General features: G+C 59.9%; 13 protein-coding genes and 1 pseudogene. 3 read left to right on the forward strand and 11 right to left on the reverse strand.

Annotation, left to right across the window (positions count from 1 at the left end; genetic code table 11):
* Positions 1–335: 335 nt before the first annotated feature.
* Positions 336–821 carry an aromatic acid exporter family protein gene (locus ACEW8Q_RS19205; RefSeq protein WP_373505674.1) on the forward strand — a complete coding sequence of 162 codons (486 nt, stop codon included), beginning with the start codon at positions 336–338 and terminating at the stop codon, positions 819–821.
* Here ACEW8Q_RS19205 and ACEW8Q_RS19210 read toward each other — a convergent pair.
* From ACEW8Q_RS19210 to ACEW8Q_RS19250, 9 genes and pseudogenes are all read right to left on the reverse strand, one after another.
* Positions 739–936, reverse strand: a complete 198-nt coding sequence (locus tag ACEW8Q_RS19210) for a UPF0149 family protein (RefSeq protein WP_373505722.1) — start codon at positions 934–936, stop codon at positions 739–741. The genes ACEW8Q_RS19205 and ACEW8Q_RS19210 overlap by 83 nt on opposite strands.
* A 242-nt stretch (positions 937–1,178) precedes the next feature.
* Positions 1,179–1,480, reverse strand: a pseudogene (locus ACEW8Q_RS19215) (helix-turn-helix domain-containing protein); the annotation flags it as partial.
* A gap of 37 nt (positions 1,481–1,517) precedes the next feature.
* Positions 1,518–1,817: a hypothetical protein gene (locus ACEW8Q_RS19220; RefSeq protein WP_373505675.1), complete on the reverse strand. Its 300-nt coding sequence runs from the start codon at positions 1,815–1,817 to the stop codon at positions 1,518–1,520.
* 676 nt (positions 1,818–2,493) lie between these two features.
* Positions 2,494–2,655 carry a hypothetical protein gene (locus ACEW8Q_RS19225; RefSeq protein ID WP_373505676.1) on the reverse strand — a complete coding sequence of 54 codons (162 nt, stop codon included), beginning with the start codon at positions 2,653–2,655 and terminating at the stop codon, positions 2,494–2,496.
* A gap of 13 nt (positions 2,656–2,668) precedes the next feature.
* Positions 2,669–4,012: an amidase gene (locus tag ACEW8Q_RS19230; protein WP_373505677.1), complete on the reverse strand. Its 1,344-nt coding sequence runs from the start codon at positions 4,010–4,012 to the stop codon at positions 2,669–2,671.
* Entirely contained in the window at positions 4,002–5,420 is a 1,419-nt protein-coding gene (locus tag ACEW8Q_RS19235) for a TRAP transporter large permease subunit (RefSeq protein ID WP_373505678.1), read from the reverse strand. Before ACEW8Q_RS19235 ends, ACEW8Q_RS19230 begins: the two co-directional genes overlap by 11 nt.
* Positions 5,421–5,456: 36 nt before the next feature.
* Positions 5,457–6,035 carry a TRAP transporter small permease subunit gene (locus ACEW8Q_RS19240; protein WP_373505679.1) on the reverse strand — a complete coding sequence of 193 codons (579 nt, stop codon included), beginning with the start codon at positions 6,033–6,035 and terminating at the stop codon, positions 5,457–5,459.
* An 82-nt stretch (positions 6,036–6,117) separates the two neighbouring features.
* Positions 6,118–7,254 carry a TRAP transporter substrate-binding protein gene (locus ACEW8Q_RS19245; protein WP_373505680.1) on the reverse strand — a complete coding sequence of 379 codons (1,137 nt, stop codon included), beginning with the start codon at positions 7,252–7,254 and terminating at the stop codon, positions 6,118–6,120.
* Positions 7,255–7,377: 123 nt separating this feature from the next.
* Positions 7,378–7,821: a hypothetical protein gene (locus ACEW8Q_RS19250; protein WP_373505681.1), complete on the reverse strand. Its 444-nt coding sequence runs from the start codon at positions 7,819–7,821 to the stop codon at positions 7,378–7,380.
* A gap of 94 nt (positions 7,822–7,915) precedes the next feature.
* Here ACEW8Q_RS19250 and ACEW8Q_RS19255 point away from each other — a divergent pair, with 94 nt between their 5' ends.
* The gene (locus ACEW8Q_RS19255) at positions 7,916–8,263 is read left to right on the forward strand and encodes a hypothetical protein (protein ID WP_373505682.1); all 348 of its coding nucleotides are present in this window, start codon (positions 7,916–7,918) and stop codon (positions 8,261–8,263) included.
* A 122-nt stretch (positions 8,264–8,385) separates the two neighbouring features.
* Positions 8,386–9,363 (forward strand): hypothetical protein, encoded by a 978-nt coding sequence (locus ACEW8Q_RS19260; RefSeq protein WP_373505683.1) that lies wholly within the window; start codon positions 8,386–8,388, stop codon positions 9,361–9,363.
* 250 nt (positions 9,364–9,613) lie between these two features.
* On the opposite strand, the gene ACEW8Q_RS19265 is transcribed toward ACEW8Q_RS19260, so the two are convergent.
* Positions 9,614–17,959: a GH36-type glycosyl hydrolase domain-containing protein gene (locus ACEW8Q_RS19265; protein ID WP_373505684.1), complete on the reverse strand. Its 8,346-nt coding sequence runs from the start codon at positions 17,957–17,959 to the stop codon at positions 9,614–9,616.
* A gap of 433 nt (positions 17,960–18,392) precedes the next feature.
* Positions 18,393–18,530, reverse strand: a complete 138-nt coding sequence (locus tag ACEW8Q_RS19270) for a hypothetical protein (protein ID WP_373505685.1) — start codon at positions 18,528–18,530, stop codon at positions 18,393–18,395.
* Positions 18,531–18,566 lie beyond the last annotated feature (36 nt).

Here is an 18,566-nt window from a genome sequence, read left to right on the forward strand (position 1 = left end):
AGGCGGGCTTGCTGCCTTCGCCTCGGGAGTTCGCCAAGACCTGGAAGCGCGACGTGCGCTTCGCACCAAAAATGAAGGCGGCTGAACGCGAAGCGAAGTATGCCGGCTGGAAGGACTCGGTGCGGAAGCTGCTGGCGTAGAGCAACCGGCGGTCGGGCGACCATCGAAAGGTTGCTCGAGAGCTTTCAATCTGGCGCATTTTCCGTTTCGCAAGTGATTCCACTTGCTCGCCCAATGCGCTAATTGAGCAGATTGAGAGGCCCTGTGCGCCTCACGGCCTGAACACAGGCGATCACCAGCGACAGCGCCGCCGGAGTGGTCGCCCTCAACCGCTATTGCAGTTTCAGAAGAAGCGGATTGGTGCGCATCGTGGTTTCCCGGTGATCGCACAGGCGCTGCAACTGCCATTTCCACTCTACGCCTTCATCGCCGCCGTGATCGTCACCGATCTGCAACCGGCCACCAGCCGGCAACTGGGCTTGCGCCGCATCTGGGCGACGGTGATCGGGGCAAGTTGCGGCGCGGCCATGGCCCAAGTTGTGCCTTCTGGTGTCACGGGCGTAGGCATCGGCATTCTGGTCGCCATGCTGCTGGCCCAGTTTCTCAAGGCGGGGGAGGGCGTGAAGGTCGCGGGATACATCAGCGGCATCGTGCTGCTCGAGCATGCCGCCGAACCCCATTCCTACGCGTTTCTGCGCTTTGTCGAAACGGTCATCGGCGTGCTGGCAGCATGGGGCATCAGTTACAGACGAAAGGGCCGCCATGTTCCTCGCTGCCGGCGACCGCCGTCCATTCCGCGTGGCGAAGTTGTGTTCCCCTGAGGAACCCCTTGGCCCAGTCATTGCCGCGGGAGGCACCGTGCTCATCTTCGAGGAGGATGGGCATGTAGATATCGTCACTCTGGAAGACGCGGTTGATGCGGTTCCAGTGATCCATGAGAATGCCGAAGAAGCAGGATGCTTCCTGTTCGCTATCGGCATCGCTCTCCGCTTTGTCGAGGGTTGAGCCATGGCGACCTATGCACTGGCCGATGGCAACACTGCCGCCATTTCCGATGAGGATCGTCTTGAAGCTCTTCGGCAGGGCGGCATTTGACAATGAGGCAGTCCTCAGCGTGGCAGATGGCTGCGCGGCAGCTCTGTGGTTGCCGCCGAACACCCACCCGGATGGCGACCGACGGCCGCCTTGACGACGATGAAGGCCGGGCTGGTGATCAGGTCATGGGCCTTGAGGATGCGATAGGTCGAAGCCTCTGACACAAAATACTTTTCCGTGTCGGTGAAACGCACGGCTAGCTCCCGGGGTGACAAGGTTGGCTCATCCAAGGCCAGCTTCACGACCCTGTTGCGGATGTCGTCCGGGATGCGGTTCCAGATCCGGCCAGGGTGCGGCCGATGATCCTCCAAGGCCGCGGGGCCGCCGGATTGATACCGATCATACCAGCGGTAGAACGTCGGCCGGGAACGCCGAGCTTGTCCATATCTACAGACTGTCGCTGGCTGACAACATCACTGGTGCTATCGGTCACGCCTGATCCGGTTTCTTTCCGTTGCGATCACGCGCCCGTCCCGACGGCGCACTTCGACCCAGTAGGTGTATCCCCGCTTCCTGCCAGTATAGACGTAGATTTCTCCCGCGCAGTCTCGCGGCCGGACAGATGAGAATCCCTTGCGCTCGACGATCCGGCGCCCCTGGGTGCAATTCACTCGGCCGCCGATGCCGAGCAAGGTACCAATATCGATGTTGATGTCGACATTTGCCATTGTTGGTGGCGCGCTGGACGCCATGCCTAGCAACATGGCCGCCGTCAGCGACATCGTTCGAAGCCCAACTTGCATCATCGCTCCTTCTCGACACATGCATTCCAGTTACACCATCAATCCCGGTCTCTCAAAGTCAAACTCACCACGAAGGACCGTAGGCGCAGCCCAACACCGATCGGTTCCAAACTCAAGCCCCTCAGTAGCATGTCAAAGCCGGACACGCTGCTGAGTGGCAACGGGAACCACATTGATTTTTCCCGCTCAAAATGCCGTGCGCTGATTTTGTTTATGCTCGTGCTTGTACGTCGCCCCGGAAGCATGGTCATGAACTCGGTGTGCAGCGTCCATGTATCTATTGAAGTCAGCAATGGTGACACGCACGCTGTGGTTGGCTAGAAAAAGGAGCGCAAGCAGCGGTCGAAGTGTCAGTGCTGATGCTGTTGTGGCGATTTTGAGTGCAGGTCTCTATCTCGGTTGGGCCCGTACGTCGCTATCGCTCTATCACGGCCTTGCCTGCTCCAGGGAAAGGATAGGGTGGATTGCCGACCGCATTGAGGCTCTTTCCCACAGACAACTTTCCAGAGCACGCATTACAAGAAGGATCGCTAGACTTCATGCCGCTGGTATTAGCCGGCCCCCCCCCAATAGCGGCAATGGCACTACCCACCTCAGCAGCGCTCTACTTCGGAATAAGAAACGCTTCAAGCCGGACGATTTCAATTGGGGTGGATCACAGCCTGCGCCGATGGAAGAACAAATCGTAGAAGGTCATCGCCAGTGTAATCAGTACGACAATGCCCAGGTCGAGACGCGGCACGAACCACACCAGTATGCCGAGGAAGCCGAACAGGGTGAGCATGGCGAAGGCAGCCAAGATTCGATCGGTGATCATTGGTGCATTCTCCTCACTCGGCAGTCTCGATGAATTCCGCAAGCCAGCGTGCATTGCGCAGAAGTCGCCCGTCATCGCCGCGCCTGCCGACAAGTTGAACTCCCATCGGAAGGCCGTTATCCGAAACAAACGCCGGAATGGTGACGGCAGGGGTTCCGCACATGGTCCATGTGCCATTGAACAGCGGATCGCCGGTCGATGCCAGCGTCGCCGGGGCCGAACCGAATGAGGCGGGCGTCAGGATCGCGTCGCAGCGGTCGAAGATTTCTCCCAGTCCTGCGTAGAGCACATCCGGCCAATCAAGTGCTGCGATGTAGTCGCGCGCCTGGATGGCGTTGCCCTTCCCGATGGCGGCCCGCAGGATGTCCGACAGCTGATTCTCGCCCCGGCGCACATAAGGATAATAGCACTTGGCCATTTCAGCGAAGTGAATCCGTTCACGGATCACAGGGGCATCGGTGAAGGCGGGTGGCAATTCGGCCTCGAAGCATTGCTCGCCCAAACGTTCGGCGAGTTCCTCGAGCGCCAACCGGTTATCCTCGTCGGCCCGGTCCCAGAACGGAGTCCGGACAAACGCGAAGACCGGTTTTACAGGGGGCTTCTGCAAAGCGGTCTTCAAAAGAGCCGGGAAAGGCACCGGTGCCGTCGCCTTGTCCAGAGCGTCCCAGCCGAACAGGGTTTCCGCCAGCAATGACGCGTCTGCAACGGAGTGGGCGAAAACTCCTATGGTGTCGAGGCTTGGCGCTTCGGCCAAAATGCCGGTGCGCGGGATGGTGCCGAAGCTCGGCTTGAAACCCACGACTCCGCAGAAAGCCGCCGGCCGGATCACCGACCCGCCGGTCTGTGTGCCGACGGCCAGTGGCACCATGCCCGCAGCAACGGCTGCCGCGGAGCCTGACGACGAACCGCCCGGCGTGTGGTTTGGGTTGCTGGGATTTCGCGTCTTGCCGGGCGCCATGAAGGCCAGTTCCGCCGTGACAGTCTTTCCCATGATGATGGCGCCCGCTGCCTTGAGGCGCTCGACCACCGCCGCATCGCGCGTTGGCATCCGGCCGGCGTCCAGAACCGTGCCGTTGGCGGTCGGAATGCCTGTTGTGTCGATCACATCCTTCAGCGCCACAGGCAAGCCATGAAGCGGCCCGATGGGCCGGCCGGATGCCCGGTAGGCGTCGCGCTCGCGCGCCTGCTTCATCACCAAGTCGGCGTCGAACCATTCCCATGCCTGAACCGTGTCTTCGCAAGCATTGATCCTGGAGACCAGGGCCTGCGCCAGTTCCACGGCGCGCAACACACCGCTGGCGATCCGGTCCCGCAATTCCACGGCGCTGGCGCCGATGAGGGCAGCGTCATTTGCCATAGAAGGTTTCAGGCAGGTAGAACACGATCTGCGGGAAGGCATAGACCATGAACATGGAAATGAAGACCATGAACACGAACGGCATGATGCCTCGGAATATCTCCGTCAGTTCGACGCCCGGTGGCGCGATGCCTTTGAGATAATAAGCTGACATCGCCATCGGTGGCGTAAGGAACGAGGTCTGCAGGTTCAGCGCGACCAGAATGCCGAAGAACAGCGGATCAATTCCGAAAAGCGGCAGGATCGGCAGGAAGATCTGAACGAAGATGATGATGATCTCCGACCACTCCAGCGGCCAGCCGAGAACGAAGATGATCAACTGCGCCAGCAACAGGAACTGCAGGGGCGTGAGATCGAGCGACGTCACGAATTCGGAAATCACCTGTTCGCCGCCGAGGTAGGAAAACACCGACGAGAAGGTATAGGATCCGACAAACAGCCAGCACACCATGGCCGTGGTCCGGACCGTCAGGTAGACGGATTCCCGTAGGCGCTGGAACGTCATGGCACGATAGCCGACCGCCAGGACCATGCCGCCAAGCGCGCCGATGGCCGCCGCCTCCGACGGTGTGGCGAGGCCGAACAGGATCGATCCCAGCACCGCGAGAATGAGAACCGCCAGCGGGAAGAACGAGGTCAGCAGCATCACGAAAACCTGGCCGAACGGAACGTCGGGCACTTCTTCCTTGGTTGGCTTCGGTGCAATATGCGGCTGCAAGATGGATCGGCCGACGACATAGGTGAGATAGAGCCCCACCAGCAAGAGGCCCGGCAGCATCGCGCCGGCATAGAGCCTGACGATCGACACGCCGGAAGCAGCCGCATAGACGATCAGCATGATCGACGGCGGAATGAGGATGCCAAGCGTGCCGCCTGCGCAGATGATGCCTGCTGCAAAGCTGCGGTCATAACGGGCCTTGAGCATGGCCGGCAGCGCCAGGAGGCCCATCAGCGTCACGACGGCGCCGACAATGCCGGTTGCCGTAGCGAAGAGCGCGCATGTGATGAGGGCCGCGACACCCATGGAGCCCGGGATGTTGCGCGAGGCAATGTTCAGCGTGGTGAACAGTCGGTCGACGATATTGGCGCGCTCAACGATGTAGCCCATGAACAGGAACAGCGGAATCGCCGTCAGCACGTCATTGGACATGACCGTGTAGGTCTGGTTGATGAAGAGGTCGAAGATGCGGTTGTTGAACAGGCCCTCGACCCAAAGGCTGGACTGGTCCCACCATCCGGCATCCTCGCCGAGGCGGTTGAAGGACCGCCACATGCGGGCGCCGTCGTAATAGGCGTAGTAACCAAAGCCGATGCCCATCGCCATGAGCGTGTAGGCGATGGGAAAACCCAGGAACACCAGCGTGATGAACAGGCCCAGCATCATCAATGCGATTTGGGGATCGGTCACCGCAGTGCTCCCGGGAGTGCCGAATGGAGAATGAAATTAATTGCCACTGATCTCGCCCCCTGTCTTGTTCATCAGGAGGACTTCGGTTTCCTGCACATCCTCTGCCGCAGTCCGCCAATAGCCTTCGCGAATGCAGAGGATGCAGCGGAACACCTGCGCAATGCCCTGGATGAACAGCAGCAGGCCGGCCGCGACAATGACGGTCTTGAACTGGAAGATCGGAATCCCCGCAGGGCTGTTCACGCTGACTTCGGTGTAACCCCATGAACGCGACGAATACTTCCAGCCGGAAAGGATCAGCGCCGTGACGCCGGGAAAGAAGAACAGGATATAGAGAACCAGATCGACCTTGGCTTGTGTGCGTGCCTTCCATAGCCGGTAGAGAAAGTCACCACGGACATGTCCGTTGCGCGAAAGCGTATAGGCGCCGCCCATCATGAACATCGTGCCATACATGATGAAGGATACGTCCAGCGACCACGGCGTCGGCGCGTTGAACACGTAACGCACCAGAACTTCATAGCTGACACCGAATGTCATCAGCACGATCAGCCAGGCGAAGGCCTTGCCGAATGCAGCCGACAGCTTGTCGGCAAAAGTGATGAATCCCAGCATCCCGCACCCTCCCCGTTGCGTGAACTGCTCCGGCCGCGCTATTCGTGGCCGGAGCAGATTTCAGTCCAACTCTATCGATAGTCTAGAGCTTCAGCTTGCCCGGGAAGTAGTGGTTGTAGGCCAAGGCGTAGTCAGGAGAGTTCATCAGCTCGTAGTAAGTCACGCGCTCGACCCAGGCGCGCTGGCTGTCGAGAACCTTCTTCATGAAGGCGTCGGCCTCCAACTCGCCAATGAGCTTGTCCCATGCCTTGATCTGAGCATCGAGGATTTCCGAAGACGTGCGGCGCACGGAAACGCCCGAATCTTTCTCCAGCTTCAACAAATCCGCCGAGTAATTGTCCATGGCAGATGCCGTGTTCGCCGTCGAGGCCGCTTCAACACTGTGGCGCAGGATCGCCTGCAGATCCGGCGGCAGGTCGTTGAAGAAATCCTTGTTGAAAAGGAATTCAAAGGACTCCGAGGCCTGGTGGTAGGACGACAGATAGTAGTTCTTGGCCACGTCCTGCGCGCCGAAGCGGCTGTCGGAGGACGGGTTGTTGAACTCGAAGGCATCGATAACGCCGCGCTCCATGGCTGGCACGATTTCGCCACCCGGAAGCTGAGCCACCGACATACCCATCGCCTGCATCAGGTCAGCCGCAAGGCCAACTGTGCGATACTTGAAGCCCTGGATGTCGGCGACCGTGTTGACTTCCTTCTTGAACCAGCCGAAGGGCTGGGCAAACATCGGGAAGCCGAGGAATCCGACGACGTTGAGGCCCAGAATATCCTGGGTCAGTTCGCGGTAAAATTCGGCGCCGCCACCGGCGTTGAACCACGCCAGCATGGTGGTGGCCGACCCGCCGAACACCGGACCGGTGCCGAATAGCGACGCGGCCTTCGACTTGCCATACCAATAGACAGGCACGGAGTGGGCCGCATCCAGCACGCCGTCATTGCAGGCATCGAGAACTTGGAATGCGCCAACTACGGCACCCGCGGGCAGGAGGTCCACCTTGAGGCGGCCGCCCGACATGGCCTCTACCCGCTCCACATACTGGCGGGCGAAGTCCATCCAGATGTCGGACGCCGGCCATGACGTCTGCATCTTCATCACGATCGGGGCCTGCCCAAGCACGGCCGGGGCCGCGAGCGTACTGGCCGCCACAAAGCTTCCAGCGGCGGCTCCCTTCTTCAAAAACGAGCGCCGGGAGGCTTTCGGCAAATTCACACTGTCCATGTCGTTCTCCCATCTTGATTTGTTATCAGCCAGAACTGCTTTCGTGTCCGGCCATTCCTTCAGTAAACAGCAAGGCTTACGGCGTTGCAATCATACAGTTCACCCGCCGTCCAGACGCGGCACTTATTCGATGGCAAAGTCGGCAACTGCCGCCACCGCCTGCTCAACGCCTGAGGTGAGCGTGGCTATGACTGCATTGCGCAGCCATTGCGAGAGTACGCGATGGCCGCAGCGGTAGGCGTGAAGCGATGCCTCCAGCGGAAAGCGCTGCTCCGCCCTCTGCCTCGCGTGATCGCGCACGAAACCGAAATCGCCGAGCGATCCTTCCGCGATGAGGCGGCAGATCTCGTCAACATGCTCGCGCCCGTGGCTCGCGAGGCCCGGAAGAACTTGTGGATTGGCAGAGGCGGAAAAACCGGGAATTTCCGCAAGTACGGCATCGCGCAGGGCCTTTGCAGCCTCGTCGGCATGCGGCGCAAGAGTGACATAAACCTGGGGGATGCCCCCGAAGCTCGCGAGCTGGTCAAGGCTGTGGCGGAGGATATGCAAGCTGGTTGTGGTGACCATGAATGTGAATGTTTCACAGGATTGCTCATGAGAAAAGCACGAATTTCGCCATGGTTTGCGTCTTCCTCAGAAGATATTCAGAATCATACGCCGGATGTTGGCGCGAACAAGGGAGCTACACATTACCAAATACCTCTTCGTCTATCACGGTGCGACGGGACCTGTTCCGACCGATCCGGCGGTGATCAAGGCCATCCATGATGCCTGGGGCGCGTGGTTTGGGTCACTGGGATCGGCGGTCATCGATGGTGGCAATCCGGTGGGCAAGTCCAGCACGGTGAAGCCAGATGGTGCGTTGACAAGTGGCGGCGGCGCCAATCCGGCGAGCGGTTACAGCCTCATTGAGGCGTCGAGCCTTGAAGATGCGCACAAGAAGGCCAGTGGCTGCCCAATCCTGAAGAATGGTGGATCGATCGAGATCGCCGCCTGCATCGACATGTGAGGATTGAGACCATGGGTAGGCTTGTCGAAGTGATACTGGTAAAAGGATTGTCGAGGGGCTGGAATCGCTGACGCCGCAGCTTGTGCTGCTTCCCAATCTACAGCGGAAGAAGGAAGACCCAATTGCGGCCCGACGAATACTGGAAGAATTTCAACCTCGGAACTGAACTCGATATTGCCGGGCGGTTTCTGTTCAACGGGCTACAGGCCTTCCACGAGATGGAGCATTTCGCCGCTGAGGAGGACTCCTTTGAGTTCTTGTACTCGGTCGCCGTCGGCATCGAGCGCCTGTTGAAGATTGCGATCATTTTGACCGAGCACGATACCGCCGCTGACCAGGAAGCCTTTGAAAAAAGCCTTATCACTCATACGCACCAGGAGCTGGTCCTACGCTTGAGAGCTAAGCACAACCTCACATATCCGGTGCGGGAAAACGAGTTTATCGCCCTGCTGGGCCGGTTCTATAAGTCCCAGCGCTATGGTCGCTACAGCATCAATTCTGTGTATGCACCAGCCCAAGAGCGCAAAGAACTCGTCAAATTCCTTGAAACACACCTCGATGTTAAGATTGACGTTAGTGGTTTTCTGACGGTCACGCCGAACGAGCGCAAGTACCGTAAATTCATGGGCAAAGTAGTCTCGAAAATTGTGAACCCGGTTCACCAAATCGTCGAGAATGAAGCCAGACGGCTTAATATCTACACCTATGAGATCGACTACCGGTCGAAAGCTTCGAAGATTTTCCTGAGTAAGAAATTCGATTTCGAGGACGAGGACATCCTGCAGGCCGAACTCATGGCCTATTTTCTCTCTCGCGAAGCCTGCGGTCCGAACGCACAGTTGATCCGCGATCTTATCAAGCCTCTACCGTTCGATCCTGCTCTCGAGGGCGAATATCTGGCAGCTCTCCGGTCCGACAGGAAAAAGATTACTGTGCTGGACGAGCTAGTCTCGCATTACGAGGACGTCACGAACTTCAAGGAACGTCGCGAACTGTTGGAGGCATCGACGCTCGAAAATCTGACCTATGGCGTAGAGGTCGAAGATGAGGACACCGAGGACTTCGAGATTGACGATGGTGAGGATAAAGACAGCAGGTAGCTTGCATGCGGCGGCCGTTGCGGGGACGCGGACCCAGAAGAAGTGATGCCGTTTCTTCCCGACGGTTTGCGGCTGTTCCGTGCGACACGACGCCGACGTTGCGACTTGCAAAGTCTCCTAAAGTCCTGAAATCACGTGTTTATTCCGGGCGTCTGGATGGGCCTCATAACCTGAAGGTCGTCAGTTCAAATCTGGCGTTTGTGTGAGCACAGACCCTAGTTTATGGCTATCTCGATCGCTGGTGTGCAACTCATCCAAGTCTCACGACAACAACGTGAGCCAAACCGTCATCAATAAGCGGCATTTGATTAGGCGGAGTTAGAATTGGCACTCCATCCAGAGTCGAACATGCGATCCCGCTACAGACACCTTCCGGGTTTTCGATTCTGATGGCGTAGGTTGCCGAGCGGTAGCGGAGTGTCATGTCGAAAGAAGGCCAATGCCGTGGAATGCACGGGTTGAGGTGCAGGGAATTTCCCTTTATCCGGAGGCCGAGAATGGCTTCGATGCCTGCGCGTTGTAGCCAGCCTGCCGAGCCTGTGTACCAGGTCCAGCCGCCACGGCCTACGTGGGGCGCCCTTGCATAAATGTCGGCGGCAACGACATAGGGCTCGACCTTGTAGCGATGGACTTCACTCCGCGTTCGCGCATGGTTGATCGGGTTGAGCATCGCGAAAAGGTCGAAGGCCTTGTTGCCCTCGCCGAGTTTCGCCAAGGCCATGACGGACCACGTCGCAGCATGGGTGTACTGCCCGCCGTTCTCCCGGATGCCAGGCGGATAGCCTTTGATATAGCCTGGATTATGAGACGTTTTGTCGAAGGGCGGGGCAAACAGCAGCGCAAGGCCATCATCCGGCTTGATCAGCGAGCGCTCCAGCGCTTCCATGGCCATTCTGGTGCGGGCGCCATCAGCGGCGCCGGATAGCACTGACCATGATTGGGCGATCGAGTCGATCTTGCATTCATCGCTGAGCGAGGATCCAAGCGCTGTGCCGTCGTCATAGAAGCCCCGGCGATACCATTCTCCATCCCAGGCCTCTTCAGCGAGGGCGATTTCAAGCGTGGCCATATGCTCACGCCAGCGTGCGGTGCGGTCGAGGTCGCCCCGTGCTTCCGCAACCGGAACAAAGGCTGCAAGTGCGGCATGGAGGAACCAGCCGAGCCACACGCTTTCGCCCTCGCCCTTCTCGCCCACACGGTTCATGCCGTCATTCCAGTCGCCAGTGCCGATCAGCGGCAGGCCGTGACGTCCGACGATGAGGCTCTGGTCCAGCGCCCGCGCGCAGTGCTCGAACAACGTGGCGGTCTCGTCGGAGATATTTGGCAGGAAGAAGTTGTCATGCTCATGAGGTTCCAACTGCTGGCCCTCAAGGAACGGTACCACCTCGTCGAGCACGGCAGCATCGCCGCTGACTTCGACATAATGTGCAACTGTGTAGGCGAGCCATGCGCGGTCATCCGAGATGCGGGTGCGAACGCCTTGGCCGGAATGCGGCAGCCACCAATGCTGCACGTCGCCTTCAACGAACTGCCGCGCCGCCGCCCTGAGCAGATGGCTTCTGGTCATCGCGGGTTCGATGGCGGCCAGTGCCATGCCGTCTTGCAATTGGTCGCGGAAGCCATAGGCGCCGCTGGATTGGTAAAAGCCCGACCGCGCCCACACGCGGCAGGCGATCGTCTGATACATGAGCCAGCCATTGAGCATGATGTCCATCGCCCTGTCTGGCGTCTTGACTGTCACGCTGTCGAGCATTGCACCCCAATGGGCTTCGACTTCCTTCAACACGGCATCAAGATCGATGCTGCGGTACCGGCAGATGATAGTGCGGGCTTCCTCCGCATGATCCGCCTCGCCAAGCAGGAACACGACCTCCACACTCGCATTCGGCGCAATCTCGAGCCTGGTGCGCAAGGCACCGCAGGGGTCCAGTCCTGCGCCTGTGGTTTTGGAGAAAGGTGCGTTGCTGCCCAGGGCGGCGGGCGAGGACAAACTGCCATTGCGGCCGATGAACTCCTTGCGGTTACCAGTCCAGTCCGTCTGCGCCCCGCGGAAGTCAGCGAAGGCTACCCGCGATCCGAAATCACGGTTCCACGGGTTCCTGGCCAGCATTGCTCCTGTGGCTGGATCGATCGACGTCGTCACGAAGGCGAGCGAGCCGGAACGCGCGCGGCCTAGCACCCATTCGACATATGCTGTGACGCTCACATGGCGCGTTCGGTTCGAATTGTTGTGCAGCTTGAGCCGTGAGATCTTCACCGGCGCATCGAGCGGAACATATTGGACGAGGTCGCTGACAACGCCATGCGCTATATGCTCGAAACGGCTGAAGCCTCGGCCGTGCCGGGCCATGTAGCTGGCCTTGTCATCGCGGATCGGATGTGCCGTGGGGCTCCACACGGCGCTGGTATCGTCATCACGGAGATAGAAGGCTTCGCCCGGATGATTGGTGACCGGATCATTCGACCATGGCGTCAGCTGGTTTTCGCGGCTGTTGACGGACCATGTATAGCCGCCTCCATCTGCTGCAACCTGAAAGCCGAAGGCGGGGTTGGAGATCACGTTGATCCAAGGCACTGGCGTCGATTGGCCAGGACCGAGAACTGTAACGTACTGCTTGCCGTCATCGGCGAAGCCACCAAGCCCGTTAAAGAATTCGAGATGGGGAACAGCAAGCGGCGGCTGAGGTGCAGCGGAAACGGGAAGCGCCCTCGCGATTGTCTTTGGCGTTTTGACGGCCTCGGACAGTCGGTCGAGCTGGTCGAAGAGATTTCCGCGCTGGGCCACAAGCACGATCCGCGCCACCGATGACAGAAGCGCCCGCGCCTCCGCCGGAATGAGATCGGCGCGCAACACGAAGACGCGCCCCTGCACTTTCCGGCCCGTGGCGGGATCGGGCCTCGTCGTCATTGTGCGCACAAGGGTTTCGAGGGCGATGTGGAAGTCCTGCACATAGGACGACTGGCGCTCATTGAGTATAACGAGGTCCGCCGGCAGTCCCTTCATGCGCCAATACTCATGCGCCTGCAGCAGCTCGCGTGCGATGTCGAGATTCTCTGTGTCGGAAATCCGCAGCAGCACGATGGGCAAATCGCCTGAAATGCCTTGCAACCACAGGCCCGACTGCGCGCCCACACCGCGTGTGATGGCGTCCGACGAAGGACGCAAAGCAGGCGCAGCGTAAATCAGATAACCAGCAAGACGCTGGAAAAGCGCCGCTTCGCCCGCGGTGATGCCGAGATGATGCAGTTGAACCTGGGCCTGTGTCCAGGCAAGTGTCGCCGCACGGTTGAAGGCAGTCGTATCGCGATGCTTGTCGGCGCAGTCGAGAAGCGCCTGGCGGCTCGATGCCGCCATCGTCCAGTACACGACGCGCACAGTGGCGCCCGGCGCCACCCGCACGCGGTGCCGCAATGCAAAGACGGGATCGAGCACCGTTCCGACGGTGTTCGACAGGACGCGCCCGTCCATCACTGAAATCGGTGAACGCACTCCGTGGCCCCGGCCCAGAAAACGGGCGCGGTCGGTTTCGATCTGCGGCTTTCCAACGATATCACCATCGACGACGGCGAGATGCCCGGCCCAGAGCTCGGCCTCGCCCGCGGCGCGCTTCCGCCTTGTGGCAAGAATGAGCCCAACATCGCTCAGGTATTCTGTCTCGATGAAGAGCTTGGAGAAGGCCGGATGCGCCATGTCGTCCGCCGGTGCCGCCAGTGCGAGTTCGGCATAGGACGTGACGTCGATGATGCGCATTCGGTTGCCGCTGTTGGTGATCGACACGCGGCGAACCTCGGCATCGTCCTCGGGCGACACCAGTATATCGAGCGTCGTTGTCAGCGTTCCGTCCTGCCGGGTGAATTCGGCCCGGTCCTCGTTGAAGTTCACCCGGTAATCGTCGGGCTCGATGCCGCTCGGCTGGAAGCCTGCGGACCACACGGCACCGCTGTTCACATCCCGCAGGAAAACATAGGAACCATAGTCATCGAGTGTCGCGTCTTCGCGCCACCGCGTAACGCCGATGTCGCCCCATGAGCTATAGCCCGAACCGGCCGTGGTCAGCATGGTGGTGTAGTACCCATTGGAGAGCAGCAGCGTCGGGGGCGCTGCCTGACCGGCGGACGAGAAGCGTCGGCCGCCCAAAGGCTCAATGTCGCGGGATCTCGCACCTGTCTTGACTTCGGATGCCCAAGGCTTCGCAACAGAAACGTCACGCGGCATGCGCTCCTGCAGCAGCAGTTCGGTCGCCTGCATGATCGGTTCCGCATGGAAGCGCGCCCGCATCCTGCCACCGAACAAGGTGTCGGCGATGGCAACGATGGTCATGCCCTGGTGATGCGCCATAAAGGCTTTCACCACGGCGACACTCCTGTCTTCTGGAACCCGCGAGGGCGTGTAGTCCAGTGCCTCGTAGAAGCCGTGGCGTCCAAGACCGCCTTCGCTCTCGATCCGTTTCAAATTGGCTGTGGCCGCGGCAGGATCGACCATCGCGGCAAGTGCAGTGGCATAAGGTGCAATGACGCTGTTTTCGGAAAGTCCGCGCTTCAGACCCAGACCCGGAATGCCGAAATTGGAGTATTGATAGGTGAATTCGAGATCCCGCGCGTTGTAGGCGGATTCCGAAATTCCCCATGGGAGTTCCAGCGATGCACCGTAGTCGATCTGACGGCGCACGATCAGGCGGCTGGTCTGTTCCAGAAGGCTCCCGGCAGGCGCCCGCATGACGAGCGACGGCATCAGGTATTCGAACATCGATCCCGACCACGAGACGAGTGCCGCCGCGTGGGCCACCGGTGTCACGGAGCGGCCAAGCCTGAACCAGTGGCGCGCCGGAATATTTCCCTTCGCGATGGCGAAGAAGCTTGCAAGCCGCGCCTCCGACGCCAGCAGGTCGTAGCAGTTCTCGTCGAGCTTACCTTCATGCATGAGGTAACCGATGGAGAGCAGCATGCGGTCCTTGTCGAGCAGGAACGCGAAGTCCATGTCGAGCGCCATGGCCCGGCTTTCGATCTCCAGTGCAATGAGGCGGGCCTCGGCATCGTGAAGGGCGTCATTCCGGTGGGCATCAATCGTGCTCGCGATGCTCTGCACCCAGTAGAGCATGTCGATGCACGATCCAGTTCCGCGCTCGCTGGCGATCGCAAATGCTATATCTGCAGCAGTATCTGCCTGGGCAGCAAGTGCCGCCAATCGTGTCGAGATGGATTCATCTGTGTTCAGGTCTCGCCCTGAATCGGAGGCTAGCATCAGAAGCGCAGCATCAAGTTGCTCCCATGTTGCAGTCTGGGTGCGGGGGCCATCACGCAATCGCGCCGCCTCATCGCGCGCGAGATCGATCACATCCACAATGCCGGCGAGACATTGATCTTCAGCACCCGGCGTGCGCCGCCATTCACTGCAAGCATTGGCCAGCGCGATCAAGTGCCCGGCAAGATTGCCGCTGTCGACGGTCGAAACATAGCGGGGATCGAGAGGACGAAGATCGCGCGTGTCGTACCAGTTGAAGAGATGGCCCCTGAAGTGCTCCAGTGCCTTCATCGTAGTGAAGGTCGCTTCCAGCCTGTCCACGGCTTCGCGCTTTCCAATCCAGCCAAAGTCGCGCGCGCTCACCACCGACAGAAGATAAAGCCCGATGTTGGTAGGTGACGTACGGTGCGCCAGAATCGGCGCGGGCACTTCCTGGAAATTGTCGGGTGGCAGCATGTTGTCGTCCGGCGTCACGAAGCTTTCAAAAAAGCGCCATGTCCGCCGTGCGGTCAGCCGCAGCGCCTGCGCATCATCGCTTCCCACATGCACTTGCCCGGCGCGCTTTGGAGAAAGGCTCACTTGCAGCGCAACGGCTGGCGAAGCGCACCACAAGAGCGCGAACAGCATGGCGAGCGGCCATGAGCCTTGTCCCGCGATCACCGACAGTCCGACAGCAAGAACTGCAATAATCGGTGCTCCAGCCATCACACGGTAGAACTCGGCGAGGTCGAGGCTGCGGCCTGCTCCGGCCTGGGCGGCGGGTATCCATTCCAGCATGTTCCGGCGCGAGATGAACAGCCGGTACAGCGTGCTGATGATCGCATCACCCATAAGCCAGGCCTGGTGCGCGAGGAAAGTGACGACCAGCCCCGACAGCGACAAAGAGAGTCGGAAATCGCCGCCAAGCGCGCGCGCGTGGCTGGCCATCGTTACGCCAGAACGGCGCGGGGGAATAGCTGCGACCACGGGAATAATCGATGGAAGCGCGATCGTCGTCAGGATGAATATCGTCCAGATCAATGCCGCCTGAAACGGCATCATCCAGCCGGCGATGAGCGCGATGATCGCCAGAGGCGCTGTCAGGGTGCGGCGCAGATTGTCGATCATCTTCCAGCGCCCGACAGGCGGAATGGCGTTGAACGCCGGATCTGCCCCTTCGGACGAGGGCACGGAACCGAGAACCCATGGCAGCAACTGCCAGTCGCCGCGGGCCCAGCGATGGTGCCGCAATGCGCCGACATCATAGCGCGAGGGATAATCCTCAACGACTTCGACATCGGACGCGAGACCTGCGCGTGCGAAGATACCCTCGAAGAGATCGTGACTGAGAAGTGTTGATTGCGGAACGCGGCCAGCAAGCGCTACCTCGAAGGCATCGACGTCATAGATGCCCTTGCCGGCATAGGAGCCCTCGCCGAACATGTCCTGATAGACGTCGGACACAGCGGAGGCATAGGGATCGATGCCGCTGACGCTTGAGAATATGCGCTGGAAGAGGGAGCCTTCCTCGCCCATCGGCAGCGATGGTGTCACCCGCGGCTGCAGAATGGCATAGCCCTCGGTCACGCGTGCGGCACTTGCATCGAAGCGCGGACGGTTCAGGGGATGTGCCATCTTGCCGACGAGCTTCAACACCGTATCGCGCGGGAGACGCGTGTCAGCATCCAGCGTGACGACATAGCGGATATCGGGTGGTGGCACCGGCTTCACGCCATCGATGGATATGAAACTGGTATCGTCAGCACCACGGAGCCAGCGGTTCAATTCATGAAGCTTGCCGCGCTTTCGCTCCCAGCCGATCCAGCGATCCTCGCTCTTAGCCCACATCCTGCGGCGATGGAGAAGAAGAAAGCGGGGGCCGGAGGTGGCCGGGCCATAACGCTCATTCAAGCCATTGATGCCTGAAGCCGCCGCATGGAGCAGCGCCGCGTCGCCCTCGTCGGTATCGGAAGAAGAGTCCTTCCAGTCGGACAGCAAGGCAAAGTGAAGATTGTTGTCCGGACTCGCAAGATAATGGATTTCGAGCCGCTCCACCTGCTCTGCGATGGAAGCAGCCGAAGTCAGCAGGGTCGGCACGGCGACGACCGTGCGGAGATCATCGGGAATGCCGTTCCGCAATGCCAGCGCGGGTAGGCGCGCGGCCAGAAAGCCGATGCTCACGGCACGGTTCACGAGAGCCACGGCAGCGTCGACCGCCGGAATGGCTCCAAGCGCAACAAGCGCCATCAACGGAAGAACGCCGAGTCCAAAATGCGGCAGAACGACAATGGGAATGATTAGCAGCAACGCCGTGACAAGTATGACGCCCGCCGCATAGCCGCGAATGCCCACCGCGTCATTCAGGCGTGCCAGCCGGGCGCGAATGGAGGGACGATAACCAATATCTTGTTCGAAGGCCGCGCGACCTGCGGCTAGCAGGAAGTATCCGGGGTCCGACAGCCGCTCATCGAGAATTGTGTCGGCTTTTCTCTGTGCCGTTGAAACGGAACGCATGGCACGCTGGGCAACCTCGATTTCGGTTAGGCCGGAGCCTCGCGCTATTTGCTCGATGGCGCTGCGGTAGAGATTGCGTGTGGCAAAATCCATTTCGCGGAAAGTGCTTCCCTCCGCCAAAATGCCGTCCACGAGGCTGCTCGCCTCGAAGAGATCCCGCCAGTCGACATCGGAAATCAGCCGGAGGCTGGTAATGACATTGCGTACCGAGACATTGGATGCGCCCTGCCGCCTGTGAACTTCGCGCACGACCGCATCGGGTGAGCTATACTGCGCGGCGAGGCGCCGGTCGAGCCAGTCCAGAGCAGGCGTAATCCGGGGGTCCTGATCCCGCAGCCGATGAACAAGTTGCACCGCGAAGGCGTCCGCAAGCAGCCCATCATTATGGGCTGAAAGCACGTCCTCCACAGGTTCGGGTGTCTGGCCATTTACACCCAGCAGACGGTCGGCGAGCTTGTCGGCCTCGGCGCGTTCGCGGCGATGTTGCACGATATATTCCGCAAGCCGCCTCAAGTTCTCGATCAGCACGATTCGCAGCGTCACTGAAGCGGCCCACAGTTCGCCGATGCTCAGCGGCTGTACGGTTTGATAGGCCTGAAGATAGCGCAGCAGCATGTGGGAATCGAAGCGACTATCGGTGTGGGCAACAAAGGCCCATGCGAGGCCGAACATGCGGGGGTAGCCACCAAAGGGCCCGTCTGTCAGCTTTGGCAGTTGCCTGTAGTAACCGGGCGGCAGGTCGGAGTGTATCTCGCGTATGTAGCGTTCAACCAGATGATAATTGTCCACCAGCCATTCTGAGGCCGGAGTAATGGCGCGGCCCTCGCTGATCGCAACAACGGTGTTGCGATAGGCGTCCATAATGACTGCGCCATTGTCTTCAAGACGCCGCGACAATGAATGGCCCCGGGCCTGAACCGGATTTACTGGCTGGGCTGCCGCAAGGCTTAGTGCATGCTCTTCAAGCCGTTCAACGCTGAACAATTCTTCGCGGACCGGGTCCTTATTGTCCCAAAGCGACATAGAAGACGAAGGCGAGAACAGGGTCCGGAGATTGAGGAGCATATGGATCTTTCCGTCGCCATGCGACACCAAACAAACGGGCCATCGGCGAGCGAGTCGCATAAGAATATGTAACGTGAGTGGAGGTAACAAAGTTCCCTGCAGCTTGAGGGATCCGGCGGGATCTAGAGCCCATTGGGAACGACGCAAAAAATGGGCACGGCTTCGCGTGCATCGGCCGGCGCAGGCTTCAGCCTTGAGAATCACACTCCGCCGATGGACGGTGGAAGTGCTATTTCTTTCCGGTGTTCATCGACTTCTTCAGGTCGGACTTACCGGACGAGAACATCGAAACGGCAGCAATCGGCTTAACCTTCTCCTGCTTCGGTTTCTTCTTTTCGCGATTGCTCCTCTGTTCGCCCTTGGCCATGTCTTCAGTCCTCCTGTTGCGAGAGAGTTGTGCCGC

This window comes from Aestuariivirga sp. (assembly GCF_041738905.1).
Taxonomy (GTDB): domain Bacteria; phylum Pseudomonadota; class Alphaproteobacteria; order Rhizobiales; family Aestuariivirgaceae; genus Aestuariivirga.